This window comes from Streptococcus oralis (genome assembly GCF_026782285.1).
GTDB classification, from domain to species: Bacteria; Bacillota; Bacilli; order Lactobacillales; family Streptococcaceae; genus Streptococcus; species Streptococcus oralis_CG.
This window is the reverse complement of sequence record NZ_JAKUWG010000010.1, coordinates 49,132-70,589: the sequence shown is the minus strand read 5'-3', so window position 1 is coordinate 70,589 and position 21,458 is coordinate 49,132. Positions and strand designations below refer to the sequence as shown.

Sequence of the window (21,458 nt, the reverse complement as noted above, 5' to 3'; positions counted from 1 at the left end):
AGATGAAACCAGAATTTTTAGAAAGTGCGGAGTTTTACCATCGTCGTTACCATAATTTTTCCAGTCGCGTGATTTTACCTATGTCGCTTCTGCTCGTGTTTCTGCTAGGATTTGCAGTCTTTGCAGAGAAGGAGATTAGTTTGTCTACCAGAGCCACTGTCGAACCTAGTCGGATCATTGCCAACATCCAGTCGACTAGCAATCAACGGATTGTGGCAAATTATCTGGAAGAGAACAAGTTGGTCAAGCAGGGGGATCTACTCGTTCAGTACCAGCAAGGGGCGGAAGCTGTTCAAGCTGAAGCATACGCCAATCAGTTGGAGATGTTAAAGGATCAAAAAAAGCAGTTGGGTTATTTGCAATCCAGTTTAAAAGAAGGGACTGATCAATTTCCAGAGGCGGATAAGTTTGGATACCAGGAGATGTTTCGAGACTATCTCAGCCAAGCTAGTAGTCTTAGAAGTAATGTTTCTCAGCAAAATGCCAGCATCTCCTCGCAGAATGCAGCAGCAAGTCAGAGTCAGGCCGAGATTGGCAATCTTATCAGCCAAACACAGGATAAAATTCGAGATTACAAAACAGCTAAGTCAGCGATTGAAACAGGAGCTCAACTGGATAGTCAAAATGCAGCCTACTCATTTTATCAGACCTATAAAAACCAAGGTGAAGAAGATCCGCAAGCTAAATCGCAAGTTATTGCACAGGTGGATGCACAAATCACCCAGCTAGAGTCTAGTTTAGCTACTTATCGTGTGCAGTATGCGGGATCTGGGGCTCAACAAGCCTACGCAACGGGACTGGATAGTCAACTTGAATCCCTCAAGTCTCAGCACCTAGTCAAAGTCGGCCAGGAATTAACCCTTTTGGATCAGAAAATTTTAGAAGCAGAGTCGGGTAAGAAAGTCCAAGGAGGTCTGCTGGACAAGGGGAAAATTACAGCAAGTGAGGATGGGGTGCTTCACCTTAATCCTGAAACCAGTGATTCTACAATGGTTGCAGAGGGGACCTTGCTAGCCCAACTCTATCCATCCTTGGAAAAAGAAGGCAAAACTAAACTCACGGCTTATCTCAGTTCAAAAGATGTTGCAAGGCTCAAAGTAGGTGATTCTGTTCGCTTTACCACAACCAAGGATGCCAACAAAGAGCTCGTTCTTGTTTCTGCGATTACGAATATTGATGCGACAGCTACCAAGACTGAAAAGGGAAATTTCTTTAAAATAGAGGCGGAGACAAGTCTGACTCCTGAACAGGCAGAAAAACTTCGCTACGGTTCAGAAGGACGTTTGACACTAATCACAGGAAAGAAGAGTTATTTGCGCTATTATTGGGATCAATTTTTGAATAGAGAATAATGTTTGTCTTTAACGCAATATTATACTTTTAAAACTGTAAAATGTTTTGATTTTACAGTTTTTCTTAATATTAAAAAGAGCTAACTCCGACGTCGTTCGCAAATTCTTGCTATTTCCGTTATTTTGTAGTAGAATGAAGTAAAGAAATACGAAAGGCGAACTTTAAAATGTCAAAAAAACTGATCTATTCGGGAAAAGCCAAGGATATCTATACAACTGAGGATGAAAATCTCATTATTTCGACTTACAAAGACCAGGCGACTGCTTTCAACGGTGTCAAGAAGGAGCAGATTGTGGGCAAGGGAGTGTTAAATAATCAGATTTCATCTTTTATTTTTGAGAAATTAAATGCGGCTGGTGTAGCGACTCACTTTGTGGAGAAACTTTCGGACACGGAACAACTCAATAAAAAGGTTGAGATTATTCCTTTGGAAGTTGTGCTCCGCAACTACACGGCTGGTTCCTTTTCAAAACGTTTTGGCGTAGATGAAGGTATCGCATTTGAGACTCCGATTGTCGAATTTTACTATAAAAATGATGATTTGGATGATCCCTTTATTAATGATGAGCATGTGAAATTCCTTAAAATTGCGGATGACCAGCAGATTGCCTACTTGAAGGAAGAAACGCGTCGTATCAATGAACTTTTGAAGGCTTGGTTTGCTGAGATTGGCCTCAAATTGATTGACTTTAAGCTAGAGTTCGGTTTTGACAAGGATGGCAATATTATCTTGGCAGACGAATTTTCACCAGATAACTGCCGTTTGTGGGATGCGGATGGCAACCACATGGACAAGGATGTTTTCCGTAGGGGATTGGGAGAACTAACCGATGTTTACGAAGTTGTCTGGGAAAAGTTGCAGGAATTGAAATAACACCTAAAGGTCATTTAGGAATATTGCAAGAGCTGAAATAAAGGAATAAGAATTGATGGATAAACGTATTTTTGTTGAAAAAAAGGCTGATTTTCAGGTCAAGTCAGAGAGTTTGGTAAGAGAACTCCAGCACAACTTGGGACTGTCAACTTTGAAAAGTATTCGCATCGTGCAAGTTTATGATGTCTTTGATTTGGCAGAGGACTTGTTTGAGCCTGCAGAGAAACACATCTTCTCTGAACAGGTGACAGACCATGTCTTGGATGAAGCGGCTGTGCAGGCGGATTTTGTCAATTATGCATTCTTTGCCATTGAAAGTTTGCCAGGACAGTTTGACCAGCGCGCAGCTTCTTCACAGGAAGCCTTGCTTTTGCTGGGAAGTTCGAGTGACGTGACGGCCAACACAGCTCAACTTTACTTGGTTAATAAAGATATTGATGCGACTGAGTTAGAAGCGGTCAAGAACTACCTGCTTAATCCAGTTGATTCTCGTTTCAAGGACATCACGACAGGGATTGCCAAGCAGGAATTTTCAGAGTCAGACAAGACTATTCCAAAATTGACTTTCTTTGAAAGCTATACGGCAGAAGACTTTGCCCGCTACAAGGCCGAGCAAGGGATGGCCATGGAAGTGGATGATTTGCTCTTTATCCAAGACTATTTCAAATCAATCGGGCGCGTGCCGACTGAGACGGAACTCAAGGTTTTGGACACTTACTGGTCCGACCACTGCCGTCACACGACTTTTGAGACAGAGTTGAAACAGATTGATTTCTCAGCTTCTCAATTCCAAAAGCAATTGCAAGCGACTTATGACAAGTATATTGCCATGCGTGATGAGTTGGGGCGTTCGGAGAAACCACAAACCTTAATGGATATGGCGACTATTTTCGGTCGTTATGAGCGTGCTAATGGGCGTTTGGACGACATGGAAGTGTCTGACGAAATCAATGCCTGCTCGGTTGAAATCGAAGTGGACGTTGATGGTGTCAAGGAACCTTGGCTCCTTATGTTTAAAAACGAAACCCACAACCACCCAACGGAAATTGAACCATTTGGTGGAGCGGCTACCTGTATCGGTGGTGCCATTCGTGACCCGTTGTCAGGGCGTTCATACGTTTACCAAGCTATGCGTATCTCAGGCGCTGGTGACATTACAGCATCAATTTCAGAAACTCGCGCTGGGAAATTGCCACAACAAGTCATTTCTAAAACAGCGGCTCATGGTTATTCTTCGTATGGTAACCAAATTGGTCTTGCAACGACTTACGTTCGTGAGTATTTCCACCCAGGCTTTGTAGCTAAACGCATGGAGCTTGGTGCCGTTGTTGGGGCTGCTCCCAAGGGCAACGTTGTCCGTGAAAAACCTGAAGCGGGCGATGTGGTTATCCTTCTCGGTGGTAAAACTGGTCGTGATGGTGTCGGTGGTGCGACAGGTTCTTCTAAGGTTCAAACAGTTGAGTCTGTAGAGACTGCTGGTGCTGAGGTTCAAAAAGGGAATGCCATCGAAGAGCGCAAGATCCAACGCCTTTTCCGTAATGGCGATGTCACTCGTCTCATCAAGAAGTCCAATGACTTTGGAGCAGGCGGTGTATGTGTGGCTATCGGTGAATTGGCAGATGGTCTTGAAATCGACCTTAATAAGGTTCCTCTTAAATACCAAGGCTTGAATGGTACAGAAATTGCTATCTCTGAATCACAAGAACGGATGGCAGTTGTGGTGCGTCCTGAAGACGTAGATTCCTTCGTTGCCGAATGTAACAAAGAAAATATTGATGCTGTTGTGGTTGCGACAGTCACTGAAAAACCAAATCTTGTCATGCACTGGAATGGCGAAACGATTGTCGACTTGGAGCGTCGTTTCCTTGATACCAATGGTGTGCGTGTCGTTGTCGATGCCAAGGTTGTGGACAAGGATGTCAAGCTTCCAGAAGAACGCACAACAAGCGCTGACACACTTGAAGCTGATACCCTTGCGGTTCTGTCTGACCTCAACCATGCGAGCCAAAAAGGTTTACAAACCATCTTTGACTGCTCGGTCGGTCGTTCAACGGTCAATCACCCACTTGGTGGTCGCTACCAACTCACACCAACTGAGGCATCTGTGCAGAAATTGCCAGTTCAACACGGGGTGACTCACACTGCGTCTGTCATGGCGCAAGGATTCAATCCATATGTGGCAGAATGGTCTCCATACCACGGTGCGGCTTATGCGGTTATCGAAGCAACTGCTCGTTTAGTGGCTGCTGGTGCAAACTGGTCCAAGGCTCGTTTCTCTTACCAAGAGTATTTCGAACGCATGGACAAGCAGGCAGAGCGTTTTGGTCAGCCGGTAGCAGCTCTCCTAGGTTCTATTGAAGCACAAATCCAACTTGGCTTGCCATCTATCGGTGGTAAGGACTCTATGTCTGGTACCTTTGAAGAATTAACCGTACCACCAACCTTGGTTGCTTTTGGGGTGACGACAGCAGATAGCCGCAAGGTGCTCTCTCCTGAGTTCAAGACTGCTGGTGAAAATATCTACTACATTCCAGGCCAAGCCCTCTCTGCAGAGATTGATTTTGACTTGATTAAGTCTAACTTTGCTCAGTTTGAAGCCATCCTAGCTGACCACAAAGTCACATCTGCATCAGCTGTCAAATACGGAGGTGTCCTTGAAAGCTTGGCTCTTGCTACCTTTGGGAACCATATCGGTGCAGAGGTGACCTTGCCTGAACTTGAAACAGCTTTGACAGCACAATTGGGCGGATTTGTCTTCACATCTCCTGAAGAAATCGCTGGAGTGGAAAAGATTGGTCAAACGAGCACAGACTTTACACTCCTTGTCAACGGTGTGAAGCTAGATGGACACAAACTTGACAGTGCCTTCCAAGGTAAACTGGAAGAAGTCTACCCAACTGAATTTGCCCAAGCGAAAGAACTGGACGAAGTTCCAGCTGTCGCTTCTAACGCAGTCATCAAAGCTAAAGAAACTATTGAAAAACCTGTGGTTTACATCCCAGTATTTCCAGGAACCAACTCAGAATATGACTCAGCTAAGGCCTTCGAAAAAGAAGGTGCAGAGGTCAACTTGGTGCCATTCGTGACCTTGAATGAAGAAGCCATTGTCAAGTCAGTTGAAACCATGGTTGACAATATCGACAAGGCTAACATTCTCTTCTTTGCAGGTGGCTTCTCGGCTGCGGATGAGCCAGATGGATCAGCTAAGTTTATTGTCAATATCCTTCTTAATGAAAAAGTGCGTGCAGCCATTGATAGCTTTATCGCTCGTGGTGGCTTGATTATCGGTATCTGTAATGGATTCCAAGCCTTGGTCAAATCAGGTCTTCTTCCATACGGAAACTTCGAGGATGCCAGCAGTACTAGCCCAACCCTCTTCTACAATGATGCCAACCAACACGTGGCTAAGATGGTGGAAACTCGGATTGCCAATACCAACTCGCCATGGTTGGCTGGTGTGCAAGTGGGCGATATCCACGCTATTCCTGTTTCGCACGGTGAAGGGAAGTTTGTCGTGACAGCTGAGGAATTTGCAGAGCTCCGTGAAAATGGTCAAATCTTTAGCCAATACGTTGACTTTGACGGCAAACCAAGTATGGAATCTAAGTACAATCCAAATGGTTCTGTAAATGCTATCGAGGGGATTACCAGCAAGAACGGTCAAATCATCGGTAAAATGGGACACTCAGAACGTTATGAAGACGGTCTCTTCCAAAACATCCCAGGAAATAAAGACCAGCACCTGTTCGCATCGGCGGTTAAATACTTTACTGGAAAATAAGATTTGCGGTTTTTCCGATAGACAATATCTGTAATGTAAAAGCCATGTAGATCTAGCTCTTGGTGTTACACAAATAAAAATTAGGTATAAAAAATGACATACGAAGTAAAATCTCTTAATGAAGAATGTGGTGTTTTCGGTATCTGGGGACATCCAGATGCTGCGAAAATGGCCTATTTTGGGCTCCACAGTCTTCAGCACCGTGGTCAGGAAGGGGCAGGAATTCTCTCCAATGATCAAGGACAATTGAAGCGCCATCGCGATATGGGGCTCTTATCAGAAGTGTTCAGAAATCCAGCTAATTTGGATAAACTAACTGGAACGAGCGCGATTGGCCATGTGCGTTACGCGACTGCTGGCGAAGCTTCTGTGGATAACATCCAGCCCTTCCTCTTTCGCTTTCATGATATGCAGTTTGGGCTGGCTCACAACGGAAACTTGACCAATGCCGAATCGCTCAAGAAAGAATTGGAACAAAGAGGTGCTATTTTCAGCTCAACCTCTGATTCAGAAATCTTAGCCCACCTCATTCGTCGGAGTCACAATCCGAACTTGATGGGTAAAATCAAGGAAGCACTCAGTCTCGTCAAAGGTGGCTTTGCTTATATCCTGCTATTTGAGGACAAGTTGGTTGCGGCCCTTGACCCTAATGGCTTCCGCCCTCTTTCTATTGGGAAAATGGCAAACGGAGCGGTGGTTGTATCCTCTGAAACCTGTGCTTTTGAGGTTATTGGTGCTGAGTGGATTCGAGATTTGAAGCCTGGAGAGATTGTGATCATTGATGATAAGGGCATCCAGTATGATAGCTATACAGATGATACACAGTTGGCGATTTGCTCTATGGAGTATATCTATTTTGCTCGTCCTGACTCCAATATCCACGGTGTCAATGTCCATACAGCCCGCAAACGTATGGGGGCTCAATTGGCGCGTGAATTTAAGCACGAAGCGGATATCGTGGTCGGTGTGCCAAATTCCTCACTCAGCGCAGCTATGGGATTTGCGGAGGAGTCTGGTCTGCCAAATGAAATGGGGCTCATTAAAAATCAATACACGCAACGTACCTTTATCCAACCGACTCAAGAATTGCGGGAGCAAGGGGTGCGGATGAAACTGTCTGCCGTTTCGGGTGTTGTCAAAGGCAAACGTGTAGTGATGATTGATGATTCCATTGTTCGCGGGACGACCTCTCGCCGTATCGTTCAGCTTTTGAAAGAAGCGGGTGCGTCCGAGGTTCACGTTGCTATTGGAAGTCCAGCGCTAGCTTATCCATGTTTCTACGGGATTGATATCCAGACGCGTCAGGAGCTGATTGCGGCTAATCATACGGTCGAAGAAACTCGCCAAATCATTGGAGCAGATAGCCTGACCTATCTTTCTGTTGAAGGTTTGATTGATTCGATTGGTATTGAAACAGATGCGCCGAACGGTGGTCTCTGTGTCGCTTACTTTGACGGCGACTACCCAACTCCTCTCTACGACTATGAGGAAGACTATCGTAGCAGTTTGGATGAAAAGACCAGTTTTTACAAATAAGCTATTCTTCATAAAAGAAAAGGAATAAACAAATGACAAATAAAAATGCTTATGCGCAATCCGGTGTGGATGTTGAAGCGGGTTATGAAGTTGTTGAACGGATCAAAAAGCACGTGGCTCGTACAGAACGCGCAGGTGTTATGGGAGCTCTAGGTGGTTTCGGTGGCATGTTTGACCTTTCAAAAACAGGTGTCAAAGAGCCGGTCTTGATCTCAGGGACTGACGGTGTCGGAACCAAGCTCATGTTGGCTATCAAGTATGACAAGCACGATACCATCGGACAGGACTGTGTGGCCATGTGTGTCAATGACATCATCGCTGCAGGTGCGGAGCCTCTTTACTTCCTTGACTACGTCGCGACAGGGAAGAATGAACCAGCTAAACTAGAACAAGTGGTTGCTGGTGTGGCAGAAGGTTGTGTGCAGGCAGGCGCTGCCCTCATCGGTGGGGAAACAGCTGAAATGCCTGGTATGTATGGTGAAGATGACTACGACTTGGCTGGTTTTGCAGTCGGTGTGACTGAAAAATCTCAAATCATCGATGGTTCAAAAGTAGCTGAAGGCGATGTTCTTCTCGGACTTGCTTCAAGTGGGATTCACTCAAATGGTTACTCACTCGTCCGTCGCGTCTTTGCGGACTACACAGGTGAGGAAGTCTTGCCAGAATTGGAAGGCAAGCAACTCAAGGAAGTCCTTCTTGAGCCGACTCGTATCTATGTTAAGGCTGTCTTGCCACTCATCAAGGAAGGGTTGGTCAACGGTATTGCCCACATCACGGGTGGTGGCTTTATCGAGAATGTCCCTCGCATGTTTTCAGATGACTTGGCTGCGGAAATTGAAGAAGACAAAGTTCCAGTGCTTCCGATTTTCAAGGCCCTTGAAAAATACGGTGAAATCAAGCATGAAGAAATGTTTGAAATCTTCAATATGGGTGTTGGACTCATGTTGGCAGTTAGCCCTGAAAATGTAGGTCGTGTCAAAGAATTGCTGGATGAACCAGTCTATGAAATTGGTCGCATCGTTAAGAAAGAAAACGAAAGTGTCATCATCAAATGAAAAAAATAGCGGTTTTTGCCTCTGGTAATGGCTCAAATTTTCAGGTGATTGCCGAAGAATTTCCGGTAGAGTTTGTCTTTTCAGACCATCGTGACGCCTATGTGCTCGAGCGTGCAGACAAGCTTGGCATTCTGTCCTATGCTTTTGAACTAAAGGAGTTTGAGAACAAGGCAGACTATGAAGCAGCCCTTGTCGAACTCTTGGAAGAACACCAGATTGACTTGGTTTGCCTCGCCGGCTACATGAAAATCGTTGGGCCAACCTTGTTGGCAGCTTATGAAGGTCGAATTACCAACATTCATCCAGCCTACCTGCCCGAATTTCCAGGAGCTCATGGGATTGAGGACGCTTGGAATGCTGGGGTTGCTGAGAGTGGTGTGACCATTCACTGGGTGGACTCTGGTGTGGATACAGGAAAGGTTATCAAACAAGTCCGTGTGCCACGGCTATCTGATGATACCATCGACAGTTTTGAAGCTCGCATTCATGAGGCAGAGTACAAGTTGTATCTAGAGGTTATTAGAGAATTGTTGGACAAGTAAATGAAAGGAAAAAACATGACTAAACGCGCCTTAATCAGCGTCTCAGATAAAGCGGGCATTGTTGAATTTGCCCAAGAACTTAAAAAACTCGGTTGGGAGATTATCTCGACAGGTGGGACAAAGGTTGTCCTTGACAATGCTGGTGTGGAGACCATTGCGATCGATGATGTGACTGGTTTCCCAGAAATGATGGACGGTCGTGTCAAGACCCTTCATCCAAATATCCATGGTGGTCTTTTGGCTCGTCGTGATCTTGGAAGCCATCTTCAAGCGGCTAAAGACAATAAGATCGAATTGATTGACCTTGTAGTGGTCAACCTTTATCCATTCAAGGAAACGATTCTCAAACCAGATGTGACGTACGCTGATGCGGTTGAAAACATCGATATCGGCGGGCCTTCTATGCTTCGTTCAGCGGCTAAAAACCACGCTAGCGTAACGGTTGTGGTAGACCCTGCTGACTATGCAGTGGTGCTTGACGAATTGGCAGCAAATGGTGAAACTACTTATGAAACTCGTCAACGTTTGGCAGCCAAGGTTTTCCGTCACACAGCGGCTTATGACGCCTTGATTGCAGAGTATTTTACAGCTCAAGTCGGAGAAAGCAAGCCAGAAAAACTGACCTTGACTTATGACCTCAAGCAACCAATGCGTTACGGTGAAAACCCTCAACAGGATGCAGACTTCTACCAAAAAGCCTTGCCGACTGACTATTCGATTGCTTCAGCGAAACAGCTCAACGGTAAGGAATTGTCCTTTAATAACATTCGTGACGCGGATGCGGCCATTCGTATCATCCGTGACTTCAAAGACCGTCCAACCGTTGTGGCTTTGAAACACATGAACCCATGTGGGATTGGTCAAGCTGATGACATCGAGACTGCTTGGGACTACGCTTATGAGTCTGACCCAGTTTCTATCTTTGGTGGGATCGTCGTTCTCAACCGTGAGGTGGATGCTGCGACTGCTGAGAAGATGCACGGCGTTTTCCTTGAGATCATCATCGCACCAAGCTATACGGATGAAGCGCTAGCCATTTTGACCAACAAAAAGAAAAACTTGCGGATCCTGGCCTTGCCATTTGACGCTCAAGATGCCAGTGAAGTGGAAGCAGAATACACAGGTGTGGTTGGTGGACTCCTCGTTCAAAACCAAGACGTGGTCAAAGAAAGCCCGGCTGACTGGCAGGTGGTAACCAAACGCCAACCAACCGAGACAGAAGCAACCGCCCTTGAGTTCGCTTGGAAAGCAATTAAATACGTCAAATCAAACGGGATCATCATAACCAACGACCACATGACACTTGGTGTTGGCCCAGGTCAAACTAACCGTGTGGGCTCAGTCCGCATCGCCATTGACCAAGCTAAAGACCGTCTTGATGGGGCTGCCCTTGCTTCAGATGCCTTCTTCCCATTTGCCGATAATGTGGAAGAAATCGCCAAAGCAGGTATCAAAGCCATCATCCAGCCAGGTGGCTCCGTCCGTGACCAAGAATCCATCGAAGCAGCGGACAAATACGGCTTGACTATGGTCTTCACAGGCGTGAGACATTTTAGACATTAAAAAGATAAAAGGGAAGAAAACAGTTTCTTTCCTTTTTTGGCTTAAAATGCTAAGTGAAACAAGATTAAAGCGAACGTTTGTGGTATAATGTTAGTAAATAATTCGCAAAAGAGGTTGAAAGATGAAGCTGTTAGTTGTAGGTTCAGGAGGTCGTGAACATGCGATTGCCAAGAAGTTGCTTGAGTCAAAAGACGTTGAAAAAGTTTTTGTAGCTCCTGGAAATGACGGGATGCCTCTGGATGGTTTGGAATTGGTAAATATCTCTATTTCCGAACATTCTAAGTTGATTAAATTTGCAAAGGCCAACGATATTGCTTGGACCTTCATCGGGCCAGATGATGCCCTTGCTGCTGGGATTGTAGATGATTTTAACAAATCTGGGCTCAAGGCTTTTGGTCCGACTAGGACTGCAGCGGAGCTGGAGTGGTCCAAGGATTTTGCTAAGGAAATCATGGTCAAATATGACGTTCCAACAGCAGCCTATGGCACATTTTCAGATTTCGAGGCAGCTAAGGTTTATATCGAGGAGAAAGGCGCTCCAATCGTTGTCAAGGCAGATGGTTTGGCACTTGGGAAGGGTGTCGTCGTTGCGGAGACGGTTGAGCAAGCCGTCGAAGCTGCTCACGAGATGCTTTTAGACAATAAATTCGGTGATTCTGGTGCGCGTGTGGTTATCGAGGAATTCCTTGAAGGAGAGGAATTTTCACTTTTTGCCTTTGTCAATGGTGACAAGTTCTACATCATGCCAACAGCTCAGGACCACAAACGTGCCTATGATGGCGACAAGGGGCCTAACACGGGCGGTATGGGAGCTTATGCGCCAGTTCCTCACTTGCCACAGAGCGTGGTTGACACAGCGGTTGACACTATTGTCAAGCCAGTCCTTGAGGGCATGATCCAGGAAGGGCGCCCCTATCTTGGTGTTCTTTATGCAGGGCTTATCTTGACAGCTGATGGACCTAAGGTTATCGAGTTCAACGCTCGTTTTGGTGATCCTGAAACTCAGATTATCTTGCCTCGTTTGACATCTGACTTTGCACAAAATATCACGGATATCCTCGATGGCAAGGAGCCGAACATCACGTGGACGGACAAGGGTGTGACTCTGGGTGTGGTTGTCGCATCCAAGGGCTACCCGTTAGACTATGAAAAGGGTGTGGAATTGCCAGCTAAAACCGATGGCGACATCATCACCTACTATGCAGGGGCTAAGTTTGCGGAAAATAGCAGAGCACTGCTCTCAAACGGTGGACGTGTCTACATGCTAGTTACCACAGCCGATACCGTCAAAGAAGCCCAAGAAACTATCTACCAAGAACTCTCCCAACAAAAAACAGAAGGCCTCTTTTACCGAACAGATATCGGAAGCAAGGCCATAAAAGATTAACAGACATATTTTCCATGGCGAGCGAAAGCGAGCCACTATAGAATAATCGTCGCAGTAGTGGAACTCCTAGTAGCTTTGCTACTAGGAGCGGAAAACTGGAGACCTAGGCTCCAGTTTTAGTAATGGAAAGCCTTAGGCGGTCGCTTCCGTCCCCACCACCGAAGACCATTATTAAAAAGAAAAATAAAAATTCACAGAATACGTTAATGATCGTATGGTTTGCGAGCGTTAGCGAGCTAATATAGAACAATCACCGCCGTTGTGAATGAACGATTGGATGATAAGCCAATCGTTCAGGGAAATCGGAAGACCTTGGGCTTCCGATTTAGGCATGAGACACCTTTGGTGGCTGCTGCCGTCCCTCACAACCTAAGGTGATTGTTGAAAGGAAGAAAAAGGAGAAGAAATGAAACCAGTAATTTCCATCATCATGGGCTCAAAATCCGACTGGGCAACCATGCAAAAAACAGCTGAAGTTTTAGATCGCTTCGGTGTTGCCTACGAAAAGAAAGTCGTCTCTGCCCATCGCACGCCCGACCTCATGTTTCAGCATGCCGAAGAAGCCCGCAGTCGTGGTATCAAGGTCATTATCGCAGGTGCGGGCGGCGCAGCCCATTTGCCAGGAATGGTCGCAGCCAAAACAACCCTTCCTGTCATCGGTGTACCTGTCAAATCGCGTGCTCTTAGCGGTGTGGACTCGCTCTACTCTATCGTACAGATGCCGGGTGGCGTGCCTGTGGCGACAATGGCTATCGGTGAAGCAGGTGCGACAAATGCGGCACTCTTTGCCCTCCGTCTCCTGTCAGTAGAGGATCAGGCTATCGCGACAGCGTTGGCTGATTTCGCAGAAGAACAAGGAAAAATCGCAGAGGAGTCTACAAATGAGCTCATCTAAAACAATCGGAATTATCGGTGGTGGTCAGCTGGGACAGATGATGGCCATTTCTGCTATCTACATGGGGCACAAGGTTATCGCGCTGGATCCTGCGGCGGATTGCCCGGCCTCTCGTGTGGCGGAAATCATCGTGGCTCCTTATAACGATGTGGATGCCCTCCGTCAGCTAGCTGAGCGTTGCGATGTCCTCACCTATGAGTTTGAAAATGTTGATGCTGACGGTTTGGATGCTGTCATCAGGGATGGACAACTTCCTCAAGGAACTGACCTGCTCCGCATTTCTCAAAATCGTATCTTTGAAAAGGACTTCCTTTCCAAGAAGGCCCAAGTAACGGTGGCTCCATACAAGGTTGTGAATTCTAGCCAAGACTTGGCGGAGATTGACCTGGCCAAAAACTATGTCCTCAAGACGGCGACTGGTGGCTACGATGGGCATGGGCAAAAGGTCATTCGCTCAGAAGCAGACTTGGAAGAAGCCTATGAACTAGCAGATTCAGCTGACTGTGTCTTGGAAGAATTTGTCAATTTTGACCTTGAGATTTCTGTCATCGTATCAGGAAATGGCAAGGATGTGACGGTTTTCCCAGTTCAGGAAAATATCCACCGCAACAATATCCTGTCTAAGACCATTGTGCCAGCACGCATTTCGGCTAGTCTGGCTGAAAAAGCCAAAGCTATGGCAGTGAGAATCGCTGAGCAACTCAACTTGTCTGGAACTCTCTGCGTGGAAATGTTTGCGACGGCTGATGATATTATCGTCAACGAGATTGCCCCTCGCCCACATAACTCAGGGCATTATTCAATTGAAGCTTGTGACTTCTCGCAATTCGATACTCATATTTTGGGCGTTCTGGGAGCACCGTTGCCAGAAATAAAATTACATGCTCCAGCAGTCATGCTTAACGTTCTCGGCCAACACGTCGAGGTTGCTGAGAAATATGTCGCAGAAAATCCAAGCGCCCACCTCCATATGTATGGTAAAATAGAAGCGAAGCACAACCGCAAAATGGGACATGTGACTTTGTTTAGTGATATGCCGGATAGTGTGGAAGAATTTGGGAAAGGGATTGATTTTTAAGGTTAGATGTATGGCAAGTATGAAAGAGCTATTTCCAGAATTTTATTTGGATTCATTAGATGTAAATGATTTAAATAGGGAAAAGAATAATTTAATCGTTTTTGATTCGAACTTTCTTTTAGATATACTCAGATTACCGACTGAAATTGCAGAAAAATATCTCGAAGCAATTGATAAAGTAAAGAATCACATTTTTGTTCCATATTTAGTAGGTATTGAGTTTAATTTTAATAAGAAAAAAGTAAAGATTGAGACTTTAGAAAATGTGAAAGTTTATAAAGATCGGATATCTAATTTATTACATATAGAAACAGATAAAGTTTATAAAAATCTTTGTGAATCACTACTGAAGGAAGATAACGTCAATTTTCTTAATAACAAAGTTCATAAAGAACAGATTCATAGTAATACTAAAGATAAGCTAGAAAGTTTTCGTCAGGAACTTTTAGATAAACAAGAACACATCATTAAAGATTTACATCAAACTATTGATGAAAAGTATTCTAAAGATTTAGACGAACTTACTGCTAGAGTTATTGAATTAATAGGAGATTCAGTAGCGCCAAAACGTAATCAGGAGTGGTTTGATAAGGTTCAGGAAGAAGGTGATAAGCGATATAATAATGAAACTCCACCTGGATTTAATGATAGGGAAGAAAAAAAAGGCATCATGAGAACGTATTCAAATATCTCCTACGATACTCAATACGGTGACTATATTATTTGGGAAGAAATATTACATGAGGTAGCTTCTAGAGCTCATAACGTAGGTGAAAAAGTTATCTTTGTAACTAGTGATGGGAATTCAACTAAAAAGTATGATCTCTTGTATCGAGTAAAAGGGAAAACAGTAGGTCCATACATTTCAATGTTAAACGAGATGTATGAGCTTAAAGAAGGCTACTCGATAAACGAAAGTGCTCCTTTGGGAGAAAAGTTATGTAAAAAGTTACATATTATTGATGGATTTCGATTTATGACTCTTGCAAATGATTTAAATGAGGAGCAAGTAAGATTATATGAGCCAGATAAGAGTGATAGATCTTCTACTAGAAGTGACTTTATTCTAAATAAGCCATATGTTAATTTTGAAAATCAAAGAGATAAGATTAGATTAGAGCGTCTAATTACACTTATCAAAATAAAAAGATTGGAAGAAAAATTGCTAAATGCCGATTCTGAGGAATCAGAAATTCTAAGCCAAAGAATTCGTAATTTAGAACTAGACTTGAGAACTCTAGACAGTAAAATAAGACGTTTAAATAGAAGAGCTCATATGATGGGAAAAGAAAGTGAGAGAACTTGCAATACAACTGAAATTGGGTTAGAACGACAATCTAATCTAGTTTTGGGTGAAGAAATGGATTTGAATCATAAATATATGAGCAACACTGAATTTATGAACTTATGGGGAGAGTATCAAAGACTCAGTAGATTAATTGATCTAACAAGAAACCAAATTGATATTTCAACGGATGACTTGAAGATTCAAGAATTGCTTGATGCTCTTCAGACTTATGAACAGATAATTCAACCTATAAGAAGAAAAATCGAAGAATATAGGACTGAAGATGATTCCGAGGAAGATTTATTTTAAATTTTTAAAGTAAGTATTAACAAAGACAAAATATAAAAAAATAAAGGAACAAGGGTAGTCGTATTTACCAAAACTGAATACAGGCTACAGAATTGACCATTACTATGATTCAACTCATTGTCAATGCATTTGTTGAAAAAGATAAGACTGGAGCAGTTGTTGAAGTCTTGTTTGCTAGTGCTGACCAAGATAAGGTGCAAGCTAAATATGAGGAACTAGCTGCACAATACTCTGAAAACTATTTGGCTATCTATGATGTACCACTGGATACGGATTTGAGTACACTAGATCACTATCCATCTGTATGGATTGGGAAAGAGGAATTTGAATAAGATTTCCCTCAGTTGTTTATCTGATGTGAAACATTAAAAGAAAGGAAAATTAACAACAATGATCAACCGTTACTCTCGCCCTGAGATGGCGAACATTTGGAGTGAAGAAAATAAATACCGTGCTTGGCTTGAGGTGGAAATCTTGGCTGACGAGGCATGGGCTGAGTTGGGAGAAATCCCTAAGGAACATGTGGCTTTGATTCGTGAAAAGGCGGACTTTGACATCGACCGTATTTTGGAGATTGAGCAGGAGACGCGCCACGATGTGGTGGCTTTCACGCGTGCGGTTTCTGAGACGCTTGGTGAAGAGCGCAAGTGGGTCCACTATGGGTTGACTTCTACTGACGTGGTGGATACTGCCTACGGTTACCTCTACAAGCAGGCCAACGACATCATCCGTCGTGACCTTGAAAACTTCACCAAGATCATCGCTGACAAGGCTAAGGAGCACAAGTTCACCATCATGATGGGTCGTACCCACGGTGTGCACGCAGAGCCGACAACTTTTGGTCTTAAATTGGCGACTTGGTACAGCGAAATGAAACGTAACATTGAGCGTTTCGAGCATGCGGCTGCTGGGGTGGAAGCTGGTAAGATTTCTGGTGCGGTTGGGAACTTTGCCAACATCCCACCATTCGTCGAGCAATACGTCTGCGATAAATTGGGTATCCGTGCTCAAGAAATCTCTACACAGGTCCTTCCTCGTGACCTTCACGCTGAGTACTTTGCAGTTCTTGCGAGCATCGCAACTTCGATCGAGCGTATGGCAACGGAGATCCGTGGTCTTCAAAAATCAGAACAACGCGAAGTGGAAGAATTCTTTGCTAAGGGGCAAAAAGGTTCATCAGCTATGCCTCACAAACGCAATCCTATCGGTTCTGAAAACATGACGGGTCTTGCGCGTGTTATCCGTGGCCATATGGTGACAGCCTATGAGAACGTCGCTCTCTGGCACGAACGCGATATTTCTCACTCATCAGCTGAGCGTATCATCACACCAGATACGACCATTTTGATTGACTACATGCTCAACCGTTTTGGAAATATCGTCAAGAACTTGACGGTCTTCCCAGAAAACATGATTCGCAACATGAACTCGACTTTCGGTCTTATCTTTAGCCAACGTGCTATGTTGACCTTGATCGAGAAAGGCATGACTCGTGAGCAAGCCTATGACTTGGTGCAACCAAAAACAGCCTACTCTTGGGACAACCAAGTGGACTTTAAACCACTGCTCGAAGCAGATCCAGAAGTGACCTCACGCCTCACTCAAGAAGAAATTGACGAAATCTTCAACCCTGCATACTACACCAAACGTGTGGATGATATCTTTGAACGTATCGGACTTGGTGATTAATCCTAACAATAAAAAGCGAGATTCAATCTCGCTTTTTTTGTATTCTTGTCGAAGGGGTTTAATCTTCTTTTCTCTTAGTGAGTCCGTAAGCTGCTAGTGTGGCCATGAGTCCTACTGCGACCAAGCCTGCAGAGTCTTGGCTTCCTGTTGCAGGGAGTTGTTTTTCATCTGCTTTGTTAGTAGTTGCTTCAGCTTGCTTAGCTTTCTCAAGGGCAGTGCCGACTTCGACAACCTGAGCGACCGCTTCCTGCGATACCGCACTATTGACAAGGGTTCTTTCTTCCTTTCCGTCAGCAGTAGTGCTAACAGAGTAGAAGACGGTACGGCGGCCATTTACTCCGGAAACGACGACTTGACTTTGTCCTTTTGGCAATTGGGGATTTTCACGTGTCACGGTAGTGAACGGAATCTCTTCTTCTTGGATGTCTAGTCTAGGTTTTGCTTCTGCAGCTGGGGCAAGACCGTGTTCATCCCCTACATGGGTAACAAGGGTTCCGACTTCAATGACTTGTGTCACTGCTTCTTGCGTTACAAGGCTATCGACAAGAGTCTTCACTTCTTTGCCATCAGCAGTAGTACTCACAGAGTAGTAATGGCTGCGACGACCGTTAGCGCCTTTAGTAACGACTTGAGTCTTCCCTTTGAGCAATTGCGGATTTTCACGTGTCACAGTAGTGAACGGAATTTCTTCTTCTTGGATGTCCAGTCTAGGTTTTGTCTCTGCGGCTGGAGCAAGACCGTGTTCATCCCCTTTGTGAGTAATAGGGGCGCCGATTTCAACCACTTGGGTCACAGGTTCTTTGGTTACTTGGCTATCTAGAACCGTTTCTGTTTGTTTCCCATTTTCAGTAAGGACAGAGATGTAATGAGTACGTTCGCCCTCTACACCTGGTGTGATGATCTTTTCCTGACCGGCTGGGAGGTTCGGATTTTCCTTCTTGATAACTTCAAATGGAATCTTTTCTGCTCTTGTGATGAGTTCCGGTTTGGTTTCAACATTGGCAGCTAGTTCGTTTTCATCGAGGCTTCCTGAGTGGGTTGCTGCTGGTTTAAGGCCTAGGCGGGCTGCCTTGAGTTTGGCTACGAGAGCATCTAACTCGGCTTGTTTGTTACGGTTGAGGTTGTAGTTGAGAGCTTCTTTAGCTGCATTTAGGGCATCCAAGCTTTCCTTGCTGTATCCATCCAAGTTTGCAGGGATTTGAGCAAGTTCCTCACGGAGGGCATTGTAGTTAGCGTGGAAGTAGTCTTTGTTATTGTCTGCAAAGGCAGTCATGAGTTCAAAAATTTCTTCTTCCTTGTACTCAGCGCTTGGTCTATCTGCCCAGATGGCAAGCATGCTTCCAACTGTTGGAAGGTCTACCTCAGGATATTTGGTAGATGCAAGCTGGTTAAATGGCACTTTACCAGAGTTTTCAAGTGCTTTTGATAGTGGGTAGGCTTCATCTGGTTTGTGATTACCTAGCACGTAGTACCAGTCTCCGTTGGTGTTGAGGAGTTTATAGCCTTTGCTTGCTAGGTACTGAGGCGTCGCAAGGTTGTAACCCCACCATCCCTTAGACCAGTAAGAGATGATGACATCCTTGTCAAACTCAACATCATCCTTGTCTTCATAGTAGAAACCATCGTTGAAGGCCATTGGTTGAAGGCCTCTTTCTTTGGCCATGGCAGCAAGGGTGTTAGAGTACTCAGCAAACTTGCCATAGAGTCCATACCATTTGAGGTAGTACCAGCCTTGCGCGTTGGTAGCATCATTGGCATATTCGTCTGTACCGTAGTTGAAGATCTTAGTCTTGCCTGCAAAGAAGTCCATGTACTTGCCGATGAGGGCTTTGACAAAGTTCATCGCCTCTTCGTTTTCAAGGTCCATAGTTGTTTTGGATACCTTGTCAAAGTTGGCTTGAGGATTCTTGATTCCAAGCTTTTCCATAGCGACGAGCATGGCATCCATGTGACCTGGGCTGTTGATCGCTGGGATGAGTCCGAGGCCTTTTGATTTTGCGTATTCAATCAATTCAGTGATTTCAGCTTGACTAAGAGTCGTTCCGTTTGGATCATCGTAGTAAGCTTTTGTTCCTTCGATGATGGCCTTTTTGACATCATCACTTGCATAAGTTTTGCCGTTAGCTGAGATGGTCATATCGTCAAGGAGGAAGCGAAGTCCATCATTTCCTAGGAGAAGATGCACATCAGAGTAGCCGAGTTCGCTCGCCTTGTCTACGATGCGTTTGAGTTGGTCGAGCGTGAAGTACTTACGTCCAGCATCGATGGAGATTACCTTGTTCTTGGCAAGTTTTTCAACTTCACGTTTCGCGTCTTCTTCTTTTTGAGCTTCTGGTGTGAAGGTCAAATTGCTGACAGCTTCTTGGAGTTTCGCGATTGCTTGGTCAATGGTGTCTTGTTGGGCACGGCTGAGGTTGCTGTCGAGTGAGCGAATGGCTTTTTCAGCTTCTTTTACAGCTGCGACACTTTCTGCAGTATAGCGGTTAAGGTCTGTTGGTACTTCTTTCAGAGCTTGCTCAGCAGACTCATAGTCGGCAGCGAAGTATTCAGCATTGGCATTGGCGAAGCTACGCATGAGTTTGAAGAGGCGTGATGGTGAATAGCGTGCAGATGGGGTATCCGCCCAAGCAGCTACCATACCCCCGATGAACGGGATAGTAGCCCCATCAGATTTTGGTACAGAAGTGATTGGAGTGTTCTTGATACCATTGAGTCCTTGGTCGAGGTTGTACCATCCTTGGCCATCGGCATTTCGTCCGAGGACGTAGTACCAAGCATCGTTGGTATTAAGGATTTGGTGGCCTTTTTCAACTAAAAGTTTAGAAGAAGCGACGTCGTATCCGCCCCATCCACCAGTCCACATAGAAACGATGATGTCTTTGTCAAAGGTTCCAAAACTAGTGTCGCTATTGTAGTAGATACCGTCGTTAAAAGCCATTGGTTTGAGACCGTGAGATTTAACGATTCGAGCAAGGTCGTTTGCGTAGGCGATAAATTTGTCATAACCCTTATCTGGGAAGCCATCTTCGGGATACCACTTGTAGGCTTGAAGAACGCTCCAACCTTTAGCATCAGTAGCGTCGTTGGCATATTCATCTAGTCCGATATTGAAAATATCAGTTTTTCCAGCAAAGTATGCAGCATACTTGTCGATCAGGGCTTTGGTAAACTCAACAGCTTCTTTGTTATCCAGGTCAACGGTACGAGCAGATTCCTTACCAAAGTAGTTGAAGTTCGGTTTTTGGATACCTAGTTCTTTCATGGCATGCAAAATCGCATCCATGTGACCAGGGCTGTTTACAGTTGGGATGAGACCAATACCTTTGTTTTTAGCATAGTTGATCAAGTCCGTCATCTGACTTTCTGTCAAATGGTTGCCATTTGGGTCCTTGTAGTAGGCATCGGTTCCGTTTTCGAGTGCACGTTTGACATCGTCACTTGCATAGGTTTTGCCATTGGCTTTGATCGTCATGTCGTCCAACATGAAACGCATGCCATCGTTTCCAACTAGTAAATGAAGATCAGTATAACCGTAGTGTTTGGCTTTGTCGATGATTTCTTTTAGTTGGTCTGGAGAGAAGTACTTGCGTCCAGCGTCGATTGAGATCATTTTTCTTTTAGCCAGTTTTTCATTTACCTGAGGTGCTCGTTCCGTACTAGGAGTGGTTACTGCAGGTGTGGCTGCTTCATTTTTCTTTTCTGAAGGAGAGTTTTCTGCAGGAATTTCAGTTGGAGCAGGACTTTCTTTCTCAGTAGTCGGTGTAGGACTAGCATTTTCTGTCACAGCTGGTGCGCTTGACTCTTCTGTTTTTGGAGCAACTGTTCGAGGAACCTCCTGGTCTTCTTTGACCTCCTCTTTTACAGGTTTGTCAGCCTTTTCTTCCAGTTTTTCTGGAACCTTAGAGTCTACAGGTTCTTCGGTTGCTCGCGGACTCTCCTGAATCGTCTGAACAGTTTCTTCAGCTGTTGGAGCTGGAGTAATCCCGTCGGCAGATACGACTTGGGCGCTAAAAGCAAATCCTATCAGTACAGAAGCTGCCCCAACCGCGTATTTACGGATGGAGAAGCGCTGTTTCTTTTCTAGTTTCATGACAAAACCTCCTTGTTA

At 44.8% G+C, this 21,458-nt stretch carries 15 protein-coding genes; 14 read left to right on the top strand and 1 reads right to left on the bottom strand.

The window, feature by feature from the left end:
• Positions 1-2: 2 nt before the first annotated feature.
• From comB to purB, 14 genes are all read left to right on the top strand, one after another.
• The gene (gene comB / locus MK403_RS08810; RefSeq protein WP_038806541.1) at positions 3-1,352 is read left to right on the top strand and encodes a competence pheromone export protein ComB; all 1,350 of its coding nucleotides are present in this window, start codon (positions 3-5) and stop codon (positions 1,350-1,352) included.
• A 167-nt stretch (positions 1,353-1,519) separates the two neighbouring features.
• A complete protein-coding gene (gene purC, locus MK403_RS08805) occupies positions 1,520-2,227 on the top strand; it encodes a phosphoribosylaminoimidazolesuccinocarboxamide synthase (protein ID WP_038806540.1) in 708 nt (235 codons plus the stop codon).
• 55 nt (positions 2,228-2,282) lie between these two features.
• Positions 2,283-6,008: a phosphoribosylformylglycinamidine synthase gene (locus MK403_RS08800; protein ID WP_268709623.1), complete on the top strand. Its 3,726-nt coding sequence runs from the start codon at positions 2,283-2,285 to the stop codon at positions 6,006-6,008.
• A gap of 93 nt (positions 6,009-6,101) precedes the next feature.
• Positions 6,102-7,544, top strand: coding sequence for an amidophosphoribosyltransferase (gene purF, locus MK403_RS08795; protein ID WP_038806538.1), 1,443 nt, complete (start codon positions 6,102-6,104; stop codon positions 7,542-7,544).
• A gap of 32 nt (positions 7,545-7,576) precedes the next feature.
• Positions 7,577-8,599: a phosphoribosylformylglycinamidine cyclo-ligase gene (purM, locus tag MK403_RS08790; protein WP_038806537.1), complete on the top strand. Its 1,023-nt coding sequence runs from the start codon at positions 7,577-7,579 to the stop codon at positions 8,597-8,599.
• Positions 8,596-9,141, top strand: a complete 546-nt coding sequence (purN, locus tag MK403_RS08785; RefSeq protein ID WP_038806536.1) for a phosphoribosylglycinamide formyltransferase — start codon at positions 8,596-8,598, stop codon at positions 9,139-9,141. Before purM ends, purN begins: the two co-directional genes overlap by 4 nt.
• Positions 9,142-9,156: 15 nt before the next feature.
• Positions 9,157-10,704: a bifunctional phosphoribosylaminoimidazolecarboxamide formyltransferase/IMP cyclohydrolase gene (purH, locus tag MK403_RS08780; protein ID WP_038806560.1), complete on the top strand. Its 1,548-nt coding sequence runs from the start codon at positions 9,157-9,159 to the stop codon at positions 10,702-10,704.
• Between the two features lie 121 nt (positions 10,705-10,825).
• Positions 10,826-12,091 (top strand): phosphoribosylamine--glycine ligase, encoded by a 1,266-nt coding sequence (gene purD, locus MK403_RS08775; RefSeq protein WP_268709622.1) that lies wholly within the window; start codon positions 10,826-10,828, stop codon positions 12,089-12,091.
• A gap of 261 nt (positions 12,092-12,352) precedes the next feature.
• The gene (locus MK403_RS08770) at positions 12,353-12,469 is read left to right on the top strand and encodes a phosphoribosylaminoimidazole carboxylase (protein ID WP_080639551.1); all 117 of its coding nucleotides are present in this window, start codon (positions 12,353-12,355) and stop codon (positions 12,467-12,469) included.
• Positions 12,470-12,497: 28 nt separating this feature from the next.
• A complete protein-coding gene (gene purE / locus MK403_RS08765; protein WP_038806534.1) occupies positions 12,498-12,986 on the top strand; it encodes a 5-(carboxyamino)imidazole ribonucleotide mutase in 489 nt (162 codons plus the stop codon).
• On the top strand, positions 12,973-14,064 hold the full coding sequence (gene purK, locus MK403_RS08760) for a 5-(carboxyamino)imidazole ribonucleotide synthase (protein WP_038806533.1): 1,092 nt from the start codon (positions 12,973-12,975) through the stop codon (positions 14,062-14,064). Before purE ends, purK begins: the two co-directional genes overlap by 14 nt.
• 10 nt (positions 14,065-14,074) lie before the next feature.
• The gene (locus MK403_RS08755; protein ID WP_197905367.1) at positions 14,075-15,661 is read left to right on the top strand and encodes a PIN-like domain-containing protein; all 1,587 of its coding nucleotides are present in this window, start codon (positions 14,075-14,077) and stop codon (positions 15,659-15,661) included.
• A 104-nt stretch (positions 15,662-15,765) separates the two neighbouring features.
• Positions 15,766-15,993: a hypothetical protein gene (locus tag MK403_RS08750; protein WP_038806530.1), complete on the top strand. Its 228-nt coding sequence runs from the start codon at positions 15,766-15,768 to the stop codon at positions 15,991-15,993.
• A 58-nt stretch (positions 15,994-16,051) separates the two neighbouring features.
• Positions 16,052-17,350, top strand: coding sequence for an adenylosuccinate lyase (gene purB / locus MK403_RS08745; RefSeq protein ID WP_038806529.1), 1,299 nt, complete (start codon positions 16,052-16,054; stop codon positions 17,348-17,350).
• A 58-nt stretch (positions 17,351-17,408) separates the two neighbouring features.
• Here purB and strH read toward each other — a convergent pair whose 3' ends face one another.
• Positions 17,409-21,440, bottom strand: a complete 4,032-nt coding sequence (gene strH, locus MK403_RS08740; protein ID WP_268709621.1) for an LPXTG-anchored beta-N-acetylhexosaminidase StrH — start codon at positions 21,438-21,440, stop codon at positions 17,409-17,411.
• Positions 21,441-21,458: the final 18 nt, after the last annotated feature.